Raw genomic sequence first — 16,733 nt, 5'->3', positions numbered from 1 at the left:
CGGGCGCTGCGATACAGCGCGGCTCGCCATGCATGCGCCGCAGACGCACCGGATCGAGATCGACCGCCCGCGCAAGCTGGTGATGCTCGAGATTCGCGCGATGCTGAGTCCGGAGGATGCGGCATGGGTGGGGGAGGAGCTGCGCGCCGCGGTCCGATCGTTCGGCGACGAGGTCGGGCAGCATCTCACGCTGTACGACGCGAGCGCGGTTCCGAGCGTACCGACCGCGACGATCGACTTGATGCAGCGCACCTTCGACAATCCGGCGGTGCGCTCGCTTTGGGCGCGCAAGGTCGCCTTCGTGGTGACGACCGCGACCGCGCGGATGCAGGCAAGGCGCATCCAGCAGGTGCGGCCCGATATCGGCATCTTCGCCAGTCGCGACGAGGCGATCGCCTGGCTGGTCGAACCCTGAGGCTCAGCGCTTGCCGCGATAGGCGGGCAGCTTGATCTTCCACACGAAGGCGGCGGCGCGCAGCGCGAAGCCGGCCGCGGCGGCGGCGATCGCGGCGGCGAGCAGCGGCATGCCGGCAAGCGTCAGCAGCACGTACAGGCCCGAGGCGAGCGCGGCGGCGGTGACGTAGAGCTCGGGCCGCATCAGGATCGACGGCTCGCCCGCGAGGACGTCGCGGATGATGCCGCCGCAACAGGCGGTGAGCACGCCCATCAGCGCGGCGGGGACCGGCGGGATGCCGAAGCTCAGCGACTTGGCGGCGCCGAACACGGCATAGGCGGCGAGGCCGAGCGCATCGAGCCAGTCGAGCGCCGCGCCGTGCCACCAGCGCTGCGGCGTGATCCAGATCACCAGCGCGACGCCGAGGCACAGCGCGGCGACATAGGGATGGTGAGTCCACCATACCGGCGCGCCGATCAAAAGGTCGCGGATCGTGCCGCCGCCGACGCCGGTGATCAGCGCGAAGAAGGCGGCGGTGACGAGCGTCTGCCCGCGTCCCGCCGCCGCCAGCGCGCCGGTGGCAGCAAACACCGCGATGCCGAACAGGTCGAGCCAGGGCAGGACGTTGCCGAGCTGGGTCAAGGCAAGCGTGGGGGCGGGCGGGGTCATCGCCTTCGTCTAGCCGAGCGGGCGGCGGTGAAGAAGCGGTTAGGGGACGATCCGGAAATTGTAGGTGTAGGTGGCCTGCGGGGCGCTGCGCACGCCGGCGATCGTCACGGTGTAGCTGGTGTTGGCGGCGAGGCCGGTGACGCGCCACTGGATGTTGTTGGCGATGCCGTAGCCGTCATTGTCGCGGGTGATGTTGGTGATCGGCAGCTCGCCCGACGGGCCCCGCACGCTGACCGTGGCGGCGGAGAAATCGACCAGGCGGTCGGCGCCGTTGTTGGTGCTGCTCGGGATCACCGAGAAGGAGAGATAGTCGGTCAGCGCGAAATAGCGCGAGGGATAGTCGCCCTGCGGGAAACCGACGAAGGGCGGGACGGCCGCGGGCGCCGGACCCGCGCTCACGAAGTTGAACACGCGCATCGACGCGGTCGTGGCGCGGCGGCCGTCGGGCAGCAGCCCCGAGACGCGGCCATAGGAGGTCTTGCGCAGGAAGGGGTGGAGGATCCAGCGGCGATGGCCGAGCGAGGCGGTCCCGCCCTCGCGCAGCCAGCCGGCGAGCAGATCGTCCTCGCTGTCGAAGCCGAGCCCGGTGCCCCAGCCGCCGATCAGGTTGCTCGCCCCCGCCGCGGTCGCGCCGTCGCTGGTGTAGCAGCGCCAATTGGTCGGCGGGGTGTGGCTGAGCGCGATATTGGCGGCCATCATCAGCGAGGATTCGGCCTGCTGGACGTCCTCGTCGCTCGAATAGACCACCGCCGGCAGATTGTGGCGCGCGCGGATCTCGTTGAGCCTGGCGAGGAACTCGGCCTTGACCGCGGCCTTGAGCGTGCCCGCGCGGCACGCGCCGATGTCGGGCTGGACGTCGTAATAGCCCGAGACCCCGGCCCAGGTCGTGGGCAAGGGGGAGGAGGAGGATGTCGGCGTCGGGGGCGGCGTCGCGGTGGTCGTGGGGGTCGGCGTCGGCGTGACGACCACGCCGCCGCCGCCGCTGCTCCCGCCGCCGCCACAGGCCGCCACGAACAGGGCGAGGGCGACGGCGGACAGTAGGGGAAGCGGGCGAATCATCCGCACAGAACGCCCCGGTTCCGGGCAAGGTCCCGGTTAGCGCACGGCTAACCTCGTTTCCGAGCCGCCCGGACCGGGATCAAGCGTCAGATGTGAATGGGTTTTCCCGTCACCGCCATCGCCGCTTCCTTGATCGCCTCGCTGTGCGTCGGATGGGCGTGGCAGGTATAGGCGATGTCCTCGCTGGTCGCGCCGAACTCCATCGCCTGCGCGGCCTGGGCGATCATCGTGCCGGCGACGCTGGTGATGATCCAGACGCCGAGCACGCGATCGGTCTTGGCGTCGGCGATGACCTTCACGAAGCCGTCGGGCTCGTGATTGGTCTTGGCGCGGCTGTTGCCGGCCATCGGGAACTTGCCGACCTTGATCTCGCCCTTGGCCTTGGCCGCCTCCTCGGTGAGGCCGACGCCCGCGATCTCGGGCATGGTGTAGACCACCGACGGGATGACGTCGTGGTTTACGATACCCGTGAGGCCGGCGATGTTCTCGGCGACCGCGATGCCCTCGTCCTCGGCCTTGTGCGCGAGCATCGGGCCGGGGATGACGTCGCCGATCGCCCAGATGCCCGGGACAGCGGTCCTAAAGCTGTGGTCGGTCTCGATCTGGCCGCGCTGGTTGGTCGCGAGGCCGGCGGCTTCGAGGTTGAGGCCGTCGGTGTTGGGCTTGCGGCCGATCGAGACGAGGACGTTGTCGGCCTCGATCGTCTCGGCGGCGCCGCCCGCGGCGGGCTCGATCGTGACGGTGGCCTTGTTGCCCTTGACCGCGACGCCCGTGACCTTGGTGCCGGTCTTGAACTCCATGCCCTGCTTCTTGAACAGGCGCGCGGCTTCCTTGCGGACGTCGGCGTCGAAGCCGGGCAGGATCTGGTCGAGATATTCGACCACGGTGACCTTGGCGCCGACGCGGCGCCACACGCTGCCGAGCTCGAGCCCGATCACGCCGCCGCCGATCACGACGAGATGCCCGGGGACCTTGGCCAGCTCGAGCGCGCCGGTCGAGTCGACGACGACCTTCTGGTCGATCTCGACGCCGGGGAGCGGGGTGACCGAGGAGCCGGTGGCGATGACGATGTTCTTGGCGCGGACCTCGCGGTCGCCGACCTTGACGCTGTCCTTGCCGGTGAAGGCGGCATAGCCCTTGAGCCACTCGACCTTGTTCTTCTTGAACAGGAACTCGATGCCGCCGGTCAGGCCCTTGACTGCGTCGAGGCGCTGGGCGTGCATGGCTTCGAGGTCGAGCTCGACCTTGCCGAGCTTGACGCCGAGCTTGGCGAGCGCGCCGCCCGCGGCTTCCTCGTACAGTTCCGACGCGTGGAGCAGCGCCTTGGACGGGATGCAGCCGACGTTGAGGCAGGTGCCGCCGAGCGTCGCGCGCCCTTCGGCGCACGCGGTCTTGAGCCCGAGCTGCGCCGCGCGGATCGCCGCGACATAGCCGCCGGGGCCCGAGCCGATCACGAGGACGTCGAAGTCGTATTCAGCCATGTTCTACTCCGTTCGTCCGCATGTGGGGACGAGAGGTCGGTTCTTACAGGTCGATCAGCAGGCGGGTCGGGTCCTCGATCGCGTTCTTGAGCGCGACGAGGAAGGTCACCGCCTCGCGGCCGTCGATCAGCCGGTGGTCGTAGCTCAGCGCGAGATACATCATCGGGCGCACCACGACCTGGCCGTCGCGGACCACCGGACGGTCCTCGATGCGGTGAAGGCCGAGCACCGCCGACTGCGGCGGGTTGATGATCGGGGTCGACATCAGCGAGCCGAACACACCCCCGTTGGAGATGGTGAAGGTGCCGCCCTTCATCTCCTCCATCTTGAGCGTACCGTCCTTGGCGCGCTTGCCGAAGTCGCCGATCGTGCGCTCGATCTGCGCGACGCTCATCTGGTCGGCGTCGCGGATCACGGGGACGACCAGGCCCTGCGGTGCGGAGACGGCGACCGAGATGTCGGCATAATCGTGATAGACGATCTCCTCGCCGTCGATCTGGGCGTTGACCGCTGGGATGTCCTTGAGCGCCTGGCACGCCGCCTTCACGAAGAAGCCCATGAAGCCGAGGCGGACGCCGTGCTTCTTCTCGAACAGATCCTTGTACTTGGCGCGCGCCTCCATGACGGCGGTCATGTCGACGTCGTTGAAGGTGGTGAGGAGGGCGGCGGTGTTCTGCGCGTCCTTGAGGCGGCGGGCGACGGTCTGGCGCAGGCGCGTCATGCGCACGCGCTCTTCCTTGCGGCCGCCGGCGGCGGGGGCGGCGGTGGCAGGCGCAGCGGCCGGGGCCGGCGCGGCCGCGGGCGCTTCGGTCTTGGCAGAGGCGGCGGCGACCACGTCCTCCTTGGTGATGCGGCCGTCCTTCCCGGTGCCCTGCACGGTCGAGGGATCGACGCCATGCTCGAGGATCGCGCGGCGGACCGAGGGCGAGAGCGCGGCGGCCTCGACCTCGCCCGCGGGCTGGGTGGGAGCGGGGGCAGGCGGCGGAACGGGCGCGGGAGCGGCGGGCGCCTCCTCGGCCTTGGGCGCGGGCGCCGCGGCGGCACCGCCGGCCTCGATCGTGCCGATCATCGCGCCGACATTGACCGTGTCGCCGACCTTGGCGGCGTGCGCGCCCATCACGCCCGCGGCGGGCGCAGGGACCTCGACCGAGACCTTGTCGGTCTCGAGGCTCGCGACGGGCTCGTCGGCGGCGACGGGGTCGCCCGGCTGCTTGAGCCATTCGCCGATCGTCGCTTCGGTGATCGATTCGCCCAGCACGGGGACGAGGATTTCGGTGGCCATCGTTCAGTCCTTCCTGGCGATCAATCTCAGGCGCCGGCCTTGCCGGCGGTCTTCTTGTCTTCGGTCTTGCGCGCGCGGCGGATTTCCTCGCGCACGCTGTGGCCGAGCGCGTCGGCGACGAGCGCGCCCTGCTCGGCCTGGTGACGCTTCATCAGGCCGGTCGCGGGCGACGCCGCCGCGGCGCGGCCGGCATAGCGCGGACGCTGCGGCTTGATCCCGGCTTCGACCATGCACGCCTCGATATAGGGTTCGACGAAGAACCAGTAACCGTTGTTCTTCGGTTCCTCCTGCGCCCACACCACTTCCTCGACATTGGGCATGCGCTCGAGGCGCTTGACCAGCGGCTCACCGGGGAAGGGGTAGAGCTGCTCGATGCGGATGATCGCGGTGGTCTTGTCGCCCGCCGCGTCGCGCGCCTCGATCAGGTCGTAGGCGACCTTGCCGGTACAAAGTACGACGCGCTTGACGTCCTTGTCGGCCGGGGCCGAGGGGTCGGAGAGGATGCGGCGGAAGTGCGTGTCGCCGAGGAAATCCTCGGTCTTCGACACCGCGAGCTTGTGCCGCAGCAGCGACTTGGGCGTCATGATGATCAGCGGCTTGCGGAAGTTGCGGTGCATCTGCCGGCGCAGCAAATGGAAATAGTTGGCCGGCGTGGTCACGTTCGCGACCTGCATATTGTCGCCCGCGCAGAGCTGGAGGAAGCGCTCGGGGCGTGCCGAGCTGTGCTCGGGGCCCTGGCCCTCGTAACCGTGCGGGAGCAGCATCACCAGGCCGTTGGCGCGCAGCCACTTGGCCTCGCCCGCGGCGATGAACTGGTCGATCATGATCTGCGCGCCGTTGACGAAGTCGCCGAACTGCGCCTCCCACAGCACCAGGCTCTTGGGGTCGGCGAGCGCATAGCCATATTCGAAGCCGAGCACGCCATATTCGGACAGCGGGCTGTCGAGCACTTCGAAGCGACCGTGCGGGATCTCGCTCAGCGGCACGTATTTGTGCTCGTCGGTCTGGTCGACCCACACGGCATGGCGCTGCGAGAAGGTGCCGCGGCCCGAATCCTGGCCCGACAGGCGCACGCCATAGCCTTCCGAGAGCAACGCGCCGAACGCCAGCGCCTCGCCGGTCGCCCAGTCGAAATTCTCGCCCGACTTGAACATCGCCGCCTTGGCCTCGAGCACGCGAGTCAGCGTCTTGTGCGGGGTGAGGCCGTCGGGGATGGTGGTCAGGGTTCGGCCGAGGCTGTCGAAGAGCTTCTTGTCGATGCCCGTCTCGACGTTGCGGCGCGCGGTCTCGGCATCGACCGGGGCGCCGAGGCCCTGCCAGCGGCCGCCGAACCAGTCGGCCTTGTTCGCCTTGTAGCTCGCGCCGGCCTCGAACTCGGACTCGAGATGCGCGGTGAACTCGGCGACCTTGGCCGGCACGAAGCTGCCGTCGATCACGCCCTCGCTCTCGAGGCGCTTGGCATAGACCTCGGCAACGCCGGGATGGCCCTTGATCTTGGCGTACATCAGCGGCTGGGTGAACGAGGGCTCGTCGCCTTCGTTGTGGCCGAAGCGGCGGTAGCACCACATGTCGATGACGATGTCGCGCTTGAAGGTCTGGCGGAACTCGATCGCCATCTTGCAGGCGAAGGTCACCGCCTCGGGATCGTCGCCGTTGACGTGGAAGATCGGCGCCTGGACGCCCTTGGCGACGTCCGAGGGATAAGGCGAGGAGCGCGCGAATTGCGGGCTCGTGGTGAAGCCGATCTGGTTGTTGATGATGAAGTGGACGCAGCCGCCGGTGTTGTAGCCGCGGATGCCCGAGAAGCCGAGGCACTCCCACACGATGCCCTGGCCCGCGAACGCGGCGTCGCCATGGATCAGCACGGGCAGGACCTGCGCATGCTCCTCGAGGTCGTTGCGGTTGGTCTGTTGCGCGCGGACCTTGCCGAGCACGACCGGATCGACCGCCTCGAGATGCGAGGGGTTGGCGACCAGCGACATGTGGACGTTGATGCCGTCGAACTCGCGGTCGGTGCTGGTGCCGAGGTGGTACTTGACGTCGCCCGAGCCGCCGATGTCGTCGGGGTTGGCCGATCCGCCGGCGAACTCGTGGAAGATCACCTTGTACGGCTTGGCCATCACCGTGCCGAGCATGTTGAGGCGGCCGCGATGCGCCATGCCGTAGACGATCTCGCGCACGCCCTGCGCGCCGCCGTACTTGATGATCGCTTCCATCGCCGGGATCATCGATTCGCCGCCGTCGAGGCCGAAGCGCTTGGTGCCGACATACTTGCGGCCCAGGAACTTCTCCCATTGCTCGGCCTCGATGACCTTGGCCAGGATCGCCTTCTTGCCCTCGGGCGTGAACTCGATCGCCTTGTCCTTGCCCTCCATGCGCTCCTGCAGGAAGCGGCGCTCCTCGACATCGGCGATGTGCATATATTCGAGGCCGACATTGCCGCAGTAGTTGCGGCGCAGGATCTCGACGAGTTCGCGGATCGTCGCCTTCTCCAGCCCCATCGTGCCGCCGAGATAGATCGGACGGTCGAGATCGGCGGCGGTGAAGCCGTGATATTCGGGGGTGAGGTCGGCAGGCAGCTCCTGCTTGGACAGGCCGAGCGGATCGAGGTTCGCCGCGAGATGGCCGCGCACGCGATAGGTGCGGATCAGCAGCATCGCGCGGATCGAGTCGTTCGCGGCGCGCGCGATGTCGGCCGACGAGGCGGCGGGCGCCGCGGCGGCCGGCGCGGGCGCGCCGGGCTTGGCCGGCTTGGGCGCGGGCTCCATCTGCGTGGGATCGAGCGCCGCGGTGAGCGCGTCGGTCTCGGTCGGCGGCCAGTTGGGACGCTCCCAGCTCGGGCCGGTGACCGAGCCTTCGAGCCCGTCGAACCACTCGCGCCAGCCGGCCTCGACCGAGGCGGGGTCCGCCTTCCACTTGGCGTACAGCGTCTCGACGAACGCCGGGCTCACGCCCCCGGCGATGTCCGCGAAATCCAGGCCCTCAGCGCCCATCATCTTCATTCCTTCGTCACCCCAGCGAAGGCTGGGGTCTCAAGCCGCGGGGAGCCCCAGCTTTCGCTGGGGCGACGGCCATTCAGCCCTTCAACACCTCGACCAGCGTCGAGCCGAGCTCGCTCGGGCTCGGCGAGACGCGGATGCCCGCTTCCTCCATCGCCGCGATCTTGTCCTCGGCGCCGCCCTGGCCGCCCGAGACGATCGCGCCGGCATGGCCCATGCGGCGGCCCGGCGGCGCGGTGCGGCCGGCGATGAAGCCGACCATCGGCTTCTTGCGGCCGCGCTTGGCCTCGTCCTTGAGGAACTGCGCGGCTTCCTCTTCGGCCGAGCCGCCGATCTCGCCGATCATGATGATCGACTTGGTCGCGTCGTCGGCGAGGAACAGCTCGAGCACGTCGATGAAGTTGGTGCCGTTGACGGGGTCGCCGCCGATGCCGACCGCGGTGGTCTGGCCAAGGCCCGCATTGGTGGTCTGGAACACAGCCTCATAGGTAAGCGTGCCCGAGCGCGAAACAACGCCCACCGAACCTTCGGAGAAGATGCTGCCCGGCATGATGCCGATCTTGCACTGGTTCGGGGTCAGCACCCCGGGGCAGTTCGGGCCGATCAGGCGAGTCTTCGAGCCCGAGAGCGCGCGCTTGACCTTGACCATGTCGAGCACCGGAATACCCTCGGTGATGCACACCACCAGCGGCACCTCGGCGTCGATCGCCTCGAGGATCGAGTCCGCGGCGAAGGGCGGCGGGACGTAGATGACCGAGGCGTCGGCGCCGGTCTTGCTCACCGCTTCGGCGACGGTGTCGAACACGGGCAGGCCGATATGCTCGGTGCCGCCCTTGCCCGGGGTGACGCCGCCGACCATCTGCGTGCCGTACGCCAGCGCCTGCTGGGTATGGAAGGTGCCGGTGTCGCCGGTCATCCCCTGGGTGATGACCTTGGTGTTACGGTCGATCAGAATCGACATTCAGAACCCTCCGATTGATTGGCTGACGAGGATCAGCCCCTGGATGCCATAGGAAGCGCCGAGCGGATGGCCGCGCGGCACGTAGGTGATTTCGAGGCTGACGCCCGGCTGCCACGGCTCCCAGCGCCGCTTGCTCGCGGCGCCGTTGGCCTGGACGCTGGTGGGGGCGGTGCCGACCCAGCCGTCGAGCGTGTCGCGCGCGGGGGCGGCGGGGGCGTCGAGATCATAGGCGCGGCAGCCATTGGCCCAGCCGCCCTTGCTGGTCTGGATCCGGCTGGTGGCGAGCCACACCTCGCGGCCGTCGAAACGCTGGCGGAACATCTGGCCGGAGAGTTTCGCCTGCGGCTCCGCCTTGCGCATCGCGTCGCGGCCCTTGGCGACGATCGCGGTGACGCGCGGATCGGCGTCGGCCTCGGCGACCTCGGCCCAGCCCGCGGCCGCCGCCGCGGCGCCCACGCCGTCGAACTTGTCGACATCGAAGCACGCCGCCTTGAACGCGTCGAACAACGGCGACGGCGCGGGGGCAGCCTGCGCCGTGCCGATCAGCAGCAAGGCGGCGAGCGCCGGCATCAGCCGAGCGAGCTGTCGATGCCCTTGCAGGCGACCAGCAGTTCCTTGACCGCGTCGACCGAGACCTGGAGGTTGGCCTTGGCCTCGTCGCCGAGCTTGATCTCGATCACCTTCTCGACGCCCGCGGCGCCGATGATGATCGGCACGCCGACATAGAGATCGTCGACGCCGTACTGGCCGGTCAGGTGCGCCGCGGCGGGCAGGACGCGCTTCTGGTCGTAGAGATAGCTCTCCGCCATCGCGATCGCGGAGGTGGCGGGCGCGTAGAAGGCCGAGCCGGTCTTGAGCAGGCCGACGATCTCGCCGCCGCCCGAGCGGGTGCGCTGGACGATCGCGTCGATGCGCTCCTTCGTCGAGAAGCCCATCTCGATCAGGTCGGTGACGGGGATGCCGCTGACGGTCGAATATTCGAGCACCGGCACCATCGTGTCGCCATGGCCGCCGAGCACGAACGAATTGACGTCCTTGACCGAGACCTTGAACTCGTCGGCGAGGAAGTGGCTGAACCGCGCGCTGTCGAGCACGCCGGCCATGCCGACGACCTTCTGGTGCGGAAGCCCCGAGAATTCGCGCAGCGCCCACACCATCGCGTCGAGCGGGTTGGTGATGCAGATGACGAAGGCGTCGGGGGCGTTGGCGGCGATACCTTCGCCGACGGCCTTCATGACCTTCAAGTTGATGCCGAGGAGATCATCGCGGCTCATGCCCGGCTTGCGGGCGACGCCGGCGGTGACGATGATGACGTCGGCGCCCGCGATGTCGGCATAATCGTTCGAGCCGGTGATGGTCGCGTCGAAGCCCTCGACCGGGCCGCACTGCGAGAGATCGAGCGCCTTGCCCTGGGGAACGCCCTCGACCACGTCGAACAGGACGATGTCGCCGAGCCCCTTGAGCGCGGCGAGGTGGGCGAGCGTGCCGCCGATGTTGCCGGCGCCGATGAGCGCGATCTTCTTGCGGGCCAAATGAACCTCCCTAAACGTGGTTGGGCGGCTCTGGACTCACGGTTGGCCGCAGGGAACGGCCGCGCCTTAGGCCGATTGGACGGCCGGGGCAACAGGCGATTCCCCGCATGTCAAGGAAATCTTTGCATTTGCGAATTAGTTGCAATAGAGGGACTGGCCGGGCCTAGCCGGAAGCGCTGTCGCCCGACATGTCCTGGTAGAACATCAGCGTATTCCCATCCGGATCGTAGAAGGTGAGCAGCCGGACCATGCCCGGAATGTCGAGGATCGGTCCGTCCTGGCGCACGCCCGCAGCGTCGAGCGCGGCCTTGGCCGCGTCGATGTCGACGACGCCGAAGGTGAGCGTGGCGCCGCCCGGGCCGCCCGCGCGCTCGACCTGCGACAGGCCGACATTGACGCGCGCCACGTCGCTCTTGAGCTCGCACCAGGCGAGGTCGTCACGGCGATAGAGCAGCCGCATACCGAGAATGTCGGTATACCAGGGGATCGCCCGATCGAGGCTGGTGACCCCGATCGAACAGGTGAGGCCGCCGTCATAGGCGATCGCCGGAGCGGCGGCGGTTTGGGTGGTTGCGGAGCTTGCCATTTGGTCCTCCCGAATCTATGGTTCCATTTGTATAGTAGATTGCGAGATGGTCAAGGGTGGACGATCCGATCCTGTCGAGCGAGGTACTGCGGTTGCTGACGGCCAGCCGCTGGGCGATCCCGGTGCTAGCGCTGCTCAGCCGCGAGCAGGGATCGCGCTTCGCGGTGATCGAGCGGCGCTTCGGCCTGTCGCGGCACAGCCTGACGCGGACGCTCGCCTATCTACGCGAGCAAGGCTGGGTGGCGCCCAACCCGGGTTACGGCCACCCGCTGCGACCCGAATATGTGCTGAGCGACGCCGGGCGCACGATCGGCGCGGCGTGCGAGCGGATCGAGGATACGCGGGTGCGGCTGGGGCTGGAGGCGCCCGACCTGTCGCGCTGGACGCTGCCGGTCGCGGGCGGGCTGGAGGACGAATGGACCCGGTTCAACGCGCTGCAGGCGCGGCTGGCGCCGGTCACCCCGCGCGCGCTGTCGCTGACGCTGCAGGCGATGATCGGGCAGGATCTGGTCAAGCGGCGGCTGGAGGACCGGTTCCCGCCGGTGCCGCTCTATGGGCTGACCGGGCGCGGGGCGGAACTGGCGGGGGCGGTGAGCGGGTAACCCCCGTCAGGCGGCGTGGCCGTGCCCCTGCGCCAGATACTCCTCTGACTGCATCTCCATCAGGCGGCTCACCGTCCGCTCGAACTCGAACTTGCCGTCGCCCTCGCGGTAGAGGTCCGTCGGCGACGCGTCGGCCATCGCCAGCAACTTGACCTTGTGCTCGTAGAGCGCGTCGATCAGCGTGACGAAGCGCGCCGCCTCGTTGCGGTTCTCGGGGCCGAGGCGCGGGATGCCGACCAGGATCACGGTGTGATAGCGGCGCGCGATGGCGAGATAGTCGGCCGCGCCGCGCGCCTCGCCGCACAACCGCTTGAACGAGAAGACGGCGACGCCCTTGAGGCTCTTGGGCACGTGCAGCGTGCGGCCCTGAACCGCGATGTCCTCGGAAGGAACATTGGCGCGGTCCTCGACCGGATAGTCGGTGAGGCGGAAGAAGGCGGCGGAGAGCGTCGCGGTGTTGGCGGGATTGTTGGGGACGAGCCAGGTGTCCATCCGCCCGAGTCGGTCGCGGCGATAGTCGGTCGGGCCGTTGAGGGGCACGATGTCGAGCTTGTCCTTGAGCAGCGCGATGAAGGGCAGGAAACCGTCGCGCTGCAGCCCGTCCTTGTAGAGGTCGTCGGGCGGGCGGTTGGAGGTCGCGACCACCGTCAGCCCCTCCGCCATCATCGCGGTGAACAGGCGCGAGAGGATCATCGCGTCGGCGGTGTTGTTGATCACCATCTCGTCGAAGGCGAGCAGGCGGGTGTCCTCGGTCAGCGCCTTGGCGACGGGGACGATCGGGTCGCCTGCCTCCTTCTTGCGCTCCTCGGCGATGCGCGCGTGAACCTCGATCATGAACTCGTGGAAATGGACGCGGCGCTTGCGGCCGATCTTCACGCTGGCGAAGAACAGGTCCATCAGCATCGACTTGCCGCGCCCGACCCCGCCCCAGAGATAGACGCCCATCGGCGCTTCCGGCGCGCGGCGGGCGAGGCGCCACAGCACGCTGCCCTTGCGCGGGCCCTGCTCGAGTTCGCGCGCAAGCTGCTCGAGGCGGCGCGCGGCGGCCGCCTGGTCGGGATCGCGGCGCAACTCGCCGGCGGCGACCAGCGCCTCGTAGCGAGTCAGGACCTGAGTCATGCGGGCGAGGACTTGCGCACGGTGCCCGAGAAGCTGGCGAGGACGTTGGCGTCCTGCTTCACCAGCCCGCGCATGAACAGCATGCGGCCGGTCTCGCGCAGCAGCTCGACTTCGGCGACGATGGGCTGGCCGATCGTGCTGGTGCCGATGAACTGCGCCGAGAGGTCGAGCGTCACCGCGCCACCTGTGGAGAGCACGCCGAAGCTGCGCGCGGCGGCGAACAGCGCGACGTCCATGAAGCCGAGCAGCGCGCCGCCATGGATGGAATCGCGCAGGTTGGAATGTTCGCGGCCGGGGACCATGCGGACCAGCGCCTTGCCGTCCTCGATGCGGGTCAGGATCGGGCCGAGGAACGCGTTGAAGCGCGTGGGGTCGCGCAGCTCCCAGCGCTTCCAGCCGGGATGCTCGGGATCATCGGTATAGGTGAAATGCGGCGCTTCGCTCATTTGGGGCAGTTCTTGTCGAGCTCGCCGCTGCGGATGCGGCCGACATAATAATCGGCCATGGTGAGGATGCGCAGCTTGTCGGCCGGCGGCGTCGCGTGTGAGGCCTGGCTATCGTACCAGGCGGCGGTGCACCAGCTCGGCTTCTGCGTGCCGCGGACGCAGTCGAGGAAAGCGGCGAAGCTCCGCTTCCATTCGTCGAAACCTCTGCGGGTTAGCGTGTGGCCATGGCCCGGGATCAGCTGGGTGAACGGCTTCGCGGCGAGGTCGTCGAGCGCCTTGCGCCAGCCATCGGGGCAGGCGGTGTCGAGGAAGGGGACGGGGTCGGTGACCAGGTCGCCGGCGATGAGGACTCGGCTCTCAGGGTCGTAGAGCCAGACATCGCCGGCGGTAGCGGCGTGGCGGGTGAGATGGAGTTCGACCTTCCGGCCACCGGCATCGATGACACCGGACTCGCGCACGACATCGTCGGGCCGCAGCTCCGCTCCTCGCGCGAACGTGGCGAGATCGCCGCGGACTTCGCTCGCCATCGGCTCGGGGATCTTGCCCGCCTCGAGCGCGGGGCGGGCGGAGTCGGCGCTGCGCTTGAGGAAGCCCGTCAGCGCGCCGTCGATCGCATCGCTCGCCGAGACGCGCACGCCCGGACGCTTGGCCTTGAGCGTCAGGTTGCCGCTGACATGGTCGAGATGCCAGTGGGTGTTGACGATCCGCACCAGCGGCTTGCCGCGCGCGGCAATCGCCGCCTCGATCTTCGCGGCATGGCTTGCATGGCGGCCCGTATCGACGAGCAGAAGTCCGTCAGGCCCCTCTATCAGGACACTGTTGCCGTCGGGCTGGCGGCCGGTCTCGAATCCGCCTTCGACCAGCCAGACGCCCGGCGCGACCGGCTTTGCCTCTTGCGCAACCGCGGGTGCCGCGCACGCCAGCGCAAGAATCGAGAGGCAGGCGGCGCGCGCGATCAAACGATGCGCTCGGCTTCCATCTTCTTGATCTCCGCGATCGCCTTGGCGGGCGAGAGGCCCTTGGGGCAGACGTTCGCGCAGTTCATGATCGTGTGGCAGCGATAGAGGCGGAACGGATCCTCGAGCTCGTCGAGCCGCTCGCCGGTCGCCTCGTCGCGGCTGTCGGCGAGCCAGCGATAGGCCTGGAGCAGGATCGCCGGGCCGAGGAAGCGGTCGCTGTTCCACCAATAGCTCGGGCACGAGGTGGAGCAGCAGGCACACAGGATGCACTCGTACAGGCCGTCGAGCTTGCCCCGGTCCTCGGGGCTCTGCAGCCGCTCCTTGCCCGAGGGGGCGGGGGAGACAGTCTTCAGCCAGGGCTGAATCGAGGCGTACTGCGCGTAGAAGTGCGTGAAGTCGGGGACGAGGTCCTTGATCACGTCCATCGCCGGAAGCGGGGTGATGCGGATATCGCCCCTGATGTCCTCGATCGCGGTGGTGCAGGCGAGGCCGTTCTTGCCGTCCATGTTCATCGAGCAGGATCCGCAGATCCCCTCGCGGCACGAGCGGCGGAAAGTGAGGCTCGGGTCGATCTCCGACTTGATCTTGATGAGGGCGTCGAGAACCATCGGCCCGCAATCGTCGAGATCGATCGTGAAATTGTCGTAGCGCGGGTTCTCGCCCGAGTCGGGATCGTAGCGATAGATGGTGAAGGTCCGCGTGCGCTTGGCGCCTGCCGGGGCCGGATGGCTCTTGCCCTTCTTGATCCTGCTGTTCTTGGGAAGGACGAAATCAGCCATTCGGAAGGTCCCTGCAGAGTATTTCGCTGCGCGGGCTATGACTTTCGCCAACGCAGCGCAACCCCGTTCGCCGCGGCGATCAGCGCCTATTGGCCAGGATCGAGTCGAGAAGCCCTGGAAACCGCGTATCGAAATCGGTCCGGCGCAGGCGGTTGATCCGCTCGCGGCCCTCGGCATTGGTCTCGATCAGCCCGGCGGCGCGCAGCACGTTGAAGTGATTCGACAGCGTGCTCTTGGGCGTGCCCGTCGGGCATGACGCGGTCGAATTGAGGCAGGGGCACTCGACCAGCTTGGCGACGATGTCGAGCCGCACCGGATCGGCGAGCGCATGCAACGCCGCCGCCAGGCTCACATCCTTGAGGTCCGGGTGCACGAAGCGATCCATGCGCTGGATATAGAAACACTTCGTCGTTTCCATAGTTCGGGAATATTGAACCATCTTTGCCGCTTCCCAAGTTGCGCTTCGTCCCGGCAGCCGGCGAAGCGACCGGCTGGGGACCGGAGATTTGGAAATGTCGAAGAAACTTGCAGGCAAGCGCGCGCTGGTGACTGGTGGGTCGCGCGGGATCGGCGCGGCGATCGCCAAGCGGCTGGCCGAGGACGGCGCCGATGTCGTCATCACCTATGCCGGCAACCACGAGGGCGCCAAGGCGAGCGTCGCGGCGATCGAGGCGCAGGGCGTGAAGGGCAAGGCGATCCGGGCCGATGCGGCCGATCCGGTCGCGGTCAAGGCCGCCGTCGACGAAGCCGCGGCGACGCTCGGCGGGATCGACATCCTGGTGCACAATGCCGGCGTCGCGGGCTTTGCGGGGGTCGAACAGGACAGCGTCGAAAGCTATCGCCAGGTCTTCGCGGTCAATGTCGACGGCGTGGTCGCCGGGACGGTCGCGGCGGTGCCGCATCTGTCGGACGGCGGACGCATCATCATCACCGGCAGCGTGATGGGCGACGCAGCGATGTTTCCAGGCGCCGCGACCTATGCGGCGAGCAAGTCGGCGGTGCAGGGCCTTGCCCGCGGCTGGGCGCGCGATCTCGCGCCGCGCGGCATCCTGGTCAACGTGATCCAGCCCGGGCCGATCGACACCGACATGAACCCCGCGGACGGCGAGCTCGCCGCGTCGCTGCTGCCGACGATCCCGCTCGGGCGCTATGGCCGGGGCGAAGAGGTGGCCGCGCTCGCCGCCTTCCTCGCCAGCGACGATTCCTCGTTCATCACCGGTACGACGATCGACGTCGACGGCGGCACGACGGCCTAGGGCCTGGGGCCTAGATCACGTCGAGCACGAGGCCGAGGTCGCGCGCCTCCTCGGCCTCGATATACCAGTTGGCGCGCGCGCGTTCCGCCGCTTCCTCGAAACCGATGCGCGAGCCGGCGACGAGGTCGTGGAACCCCTCTTCCTCGATACGGATCGACTCCTCGATCTCGTTTAGCTTGGCCTTGAGTTGCGCGGGCAGCGACTTGAGCGGGCCCGACAAATGGATGTCGGTGGTGAGTTGCCGCTCGTGGATCATGATCCGCGTCCCCTTGGTCAGGAAACGCTTCTCGACCGGGAAGTGCGCCATGAAGGTGGCGCCAGCCGAATAGACCGCGACCTTGCCGAGGAACAGCGTCTCGCGCCCGGTATAGTCGCGGAGCAGCCGCACCTCGTCGCCCATCAGCCGTGCGCTCTCGGGGTCGCCGCCGAGCGTCGAGATCGCGATCACCAGCGTGCCCTCGGCCGGCGCATTGGCGAGCTGTTCGCGAAAGCGCTGGTACATCGTCTGATCGACCGGGCCCGACAGGTGGACGTGCGGCGCGGCGAGCAGCGGATATTGATTGGGTTCGGCCATGAAGCGCGCAACCCTTCGCGGCGCGCCGGGGTTCC

The 16,733-nt window shown here is 68.5% G+C and carries 18 protein-coding genes; 3 read left to right on the top strand and 15 right to left on the bottom strand.

All coding sequences use genetic code 11. The annotated features are described in order from the left end of the window. Positions 1-28: 28 nt before the first annotated feature. On the top strand, positions 29-415 hold the full coding sequence (locus tag ACO227_RS01285) for a hypothetical protein (RefSeq protein ID WP_423604641.1): 387 nt from the start codon (positions 29-31) through the stop codon (positions 413-415). A 3-nt stretch (positions 416-418) separates the two neighbouring features. Here the strand turns inward: ACO227_RS01285 and ACO227_RS01280 are convergent, their stop codons facing one another. From ACO227_RS01280 to ACO227_RS01240, 9 genes are all read right to left on the bottom strand, one after another. Next, positions 419-1,063, bottom strand: coding sequence for a trimeric intracellular cation channel family protein (locus ACO227_RS01280; protein WP_423604639.1), 645 nt, complete (start codon positions 1,061-1,063; stop codon positions 419-421). 39 nt (positions 1,064-1,102) lie between these two features. Next, positions 1,103-2,122: a CAP domain-containing protein gene (locus ACO227_RS01275; RefSeq protein WP_423604637.1), complete on the bottom strand. Its 1,020-nt coding sequence runs from the start codon at positions 2,120-2,122 to the stop codon at positions 1,103-1,105. A gap of 86 nt (positions 2,123-2,208) precedes the next feature. Next, positions 2,209-3,603 (bottom strand): dihydrolipoyl dehydrogenase, encoded by a 1,395-nt coding sequence (gene lpdA, locus ACO227_RS01270; protein ID WP_423604635.1) that lies wholly within the window; start codon positions 3,601-3,603, stop codon positions 2,209-2,211. 43 nt (positions 3,604-3,646) lie between these two features. Then, on the bottom strand, positions 3,647-4,885 hold the full coding sequence (odhB, locus tag ACO227_RS01265; protein ID WP_423604633.1) for a 2-oxoglutarate dehydrogenase complex dihydrolipoyllysine-residue succinyltransferase: 1,239 nt from the start codon (positions 4,883-4,885) through the stop codon (positions 3,647-3,649). Positions 4,886-4,911: 26 nt separating this feature from the next. Further along, on the bottom strand, positions 4,912-7,878 hold the full coding sequence (locus ACO227_RS01260; protein WP_423607419.1) for a 2-oxoglutarate dehydrogenase E1 component: 2,967 nt from the start codon (positions 7,876-7,878) through the stop codon (positions 4,912-4,914). Positions 7,879-7,960: 82 nt separating this feature from the next. Beyond that, on the bottom strand, positions 7,961-8,845 hold the full coding sequence (gene sucD, locus ACO227_RS01255) for a succinate--CoA ligase subunit alpha (RefSeq protein WP_423604631.1): 885 nt from the start codon (positions 8,843-8,845) through the stop codon (positions 7,961-7,963). Further along, the gene (locus tag ACO227_RS01250; RefSeq protein ID WP_423604630.1) at positions 8,846-9,415 is read right to left on the bottom strand and encodes a hypothetical protein; all 570 of its coding nucleotides are present in this window, start codon (positions 9,413-9,415) and stop codon (positions 8,846-8,848) included. Then, positions 9,415-10,377, bottom strand: coding sequence for a malate dehydrogenase (mdh, locus tag ACO227_RS01245; RefSeq protein ID WP_423604628.1), 963 nt, complete (start codon positions 10,375-10,377; stop codon positions 9,415-9,417). Before mdh ends, ACO227_RS01250 begins: the two co-directional genes overlap by 1 nt. A gap of 163 nt (positions 10,378-10,540) precedes the next feature. After that, positions 10,541-10,963: a VOC family protein gene (locus ACO227_RS01240; protein ID WP_423604627.1), complete on the bottom strand. Its 423-nt coding sequence runs from the start codon at positions 10,961-10,963 to the stop codon at positions 10,541-10,543. A 56-nt stretch (positions 10,964-11,019) separates the two neighbouring features. Here ACO227_RS01240 and ACO227_RS01235 point away from each other — a divergent pair, with 56 nt between their 5' ends. Beyond that, a complete protein-coding gene (locus ACO227_RS01235; RefSeq protein WP_423604625.1) occupies positions 11,020-11,565 on the top strand; it encodes a winged helix-turn-helix transcriptional regulator in 546 nt (181 codons plus the stop codon). A gap of 6 nt (positions 11,566-11,571) precedes the next feature. Here the strand turns inward: ACO227_RS01235 and zapE are convergent, their stop codons facing one another. From zapE to ACO227_RS01210, 5 genes are all read right to left on the bottom strand, one after another. Beyond that, a complete protein-coding gene (gene zapE / locus ACO227_RS01230) occupies positions 11,572-12,684 on the bottom strand; it encodes a cell division protein ZapE (protein ID WP_423604623.1) in 1,113 nt (370 codons plus the stop codon). Beyond that, positions 12,681-13,130, bottom strand: coding sequence for a PaaI family thioesterase (locus tag ACO227_RS01225; protein ID WP_423604621.1), 450 nt, complete (start codon positions 13,128-13,130; stop codon positions 12,681-12,683). The genes zapE and ACO227_RS01225 overlap by 4 nt, the downstream gene beginning before the upstream one ends. After that, positions 13,127-14,089, bottom strand: a complete 963-nt coding sequence (locus tag ACO227_RS01220; RefSeq protein WP_423604619.1) for an MBL fold metallo-hydrolase — start codon at positions 14,087-14,089, stop codon at positions 13,127-13,129. Before ACO227_RS01220 ends, ACO227_RS01225 begins: the two co-directional genes overlap by 4 nt. After that, positions 14,086-14,868 (bottom strand): succinate dehydrogenase iron-sulfur subunit, encoded by a 783-nt coding sequence (locus ACO227_RS01215; protein ID WP_423604618.1) that lies wholly within the window; start codon positions 14,866-14,868, stop codon positions 14,086-14,088. The genes ACO227_RS01220 and ACO227_RS01215 overlap by 4 nt, the downstream gene beginning before the upstream one ends. A 79-nt stretch (positions 14,869-14,947) precedes the next feature. Further along, entirely contained in the window at positions 14,948-15,286 is a 339-nt protein-coding gene (locus tag ACO227_RS01210; protein ID WP_423604616.1) for an ArsR/SmtB family transcription factor, read from the bottom strand. 94 nt (positions 15,287-15,380) lie between these two features. Between ACO227_RS01210 and ACO227_RS01205 the strand changes: the two genes are divergently transcribed. Then, positions 15,381-16,124, top strand: a complete 744-nt coding sequence (locus ACO227_RS01205; protein WP_423604614.1) for an SDR family NAD(P)-dependent oxidoreductase — start codon at positions 15,381-15,383, stop codon at positions 16,122-16,124. Between the two features lie 10 nt (positions 16,125-16,134). Here the strand turns inward: ACO227_RS01205 and ACO227_RS01200 are convergent, their stop codons facing one another. Then, entirely contained in the window at positions 16,135-16,698 is a 564-nt protein-coding gene (locus ACO227_RS01200; RefSeq protein ID WP_423604613.1) for an ATP-dependent Clp protease proteolytic subunit, read from the bottom strand. Between the last annotated feature and the right edge of the window lie 35 nt (positions 16,699-16,733).

Origin of the sequence: Sphingomonas sp. MS122 (assembly GCF_049532975.1) — a bacterium.
Classification (GTDB): domain Bacteria; phylum Pseudomonadota; class Alphaproteobacteria; order Sphingomonadales; family Sphingomonadaceae; genus Sphingomonas.
This window is presented reverse-complemented; position numbering and strand designations above follow the sequence as displayed.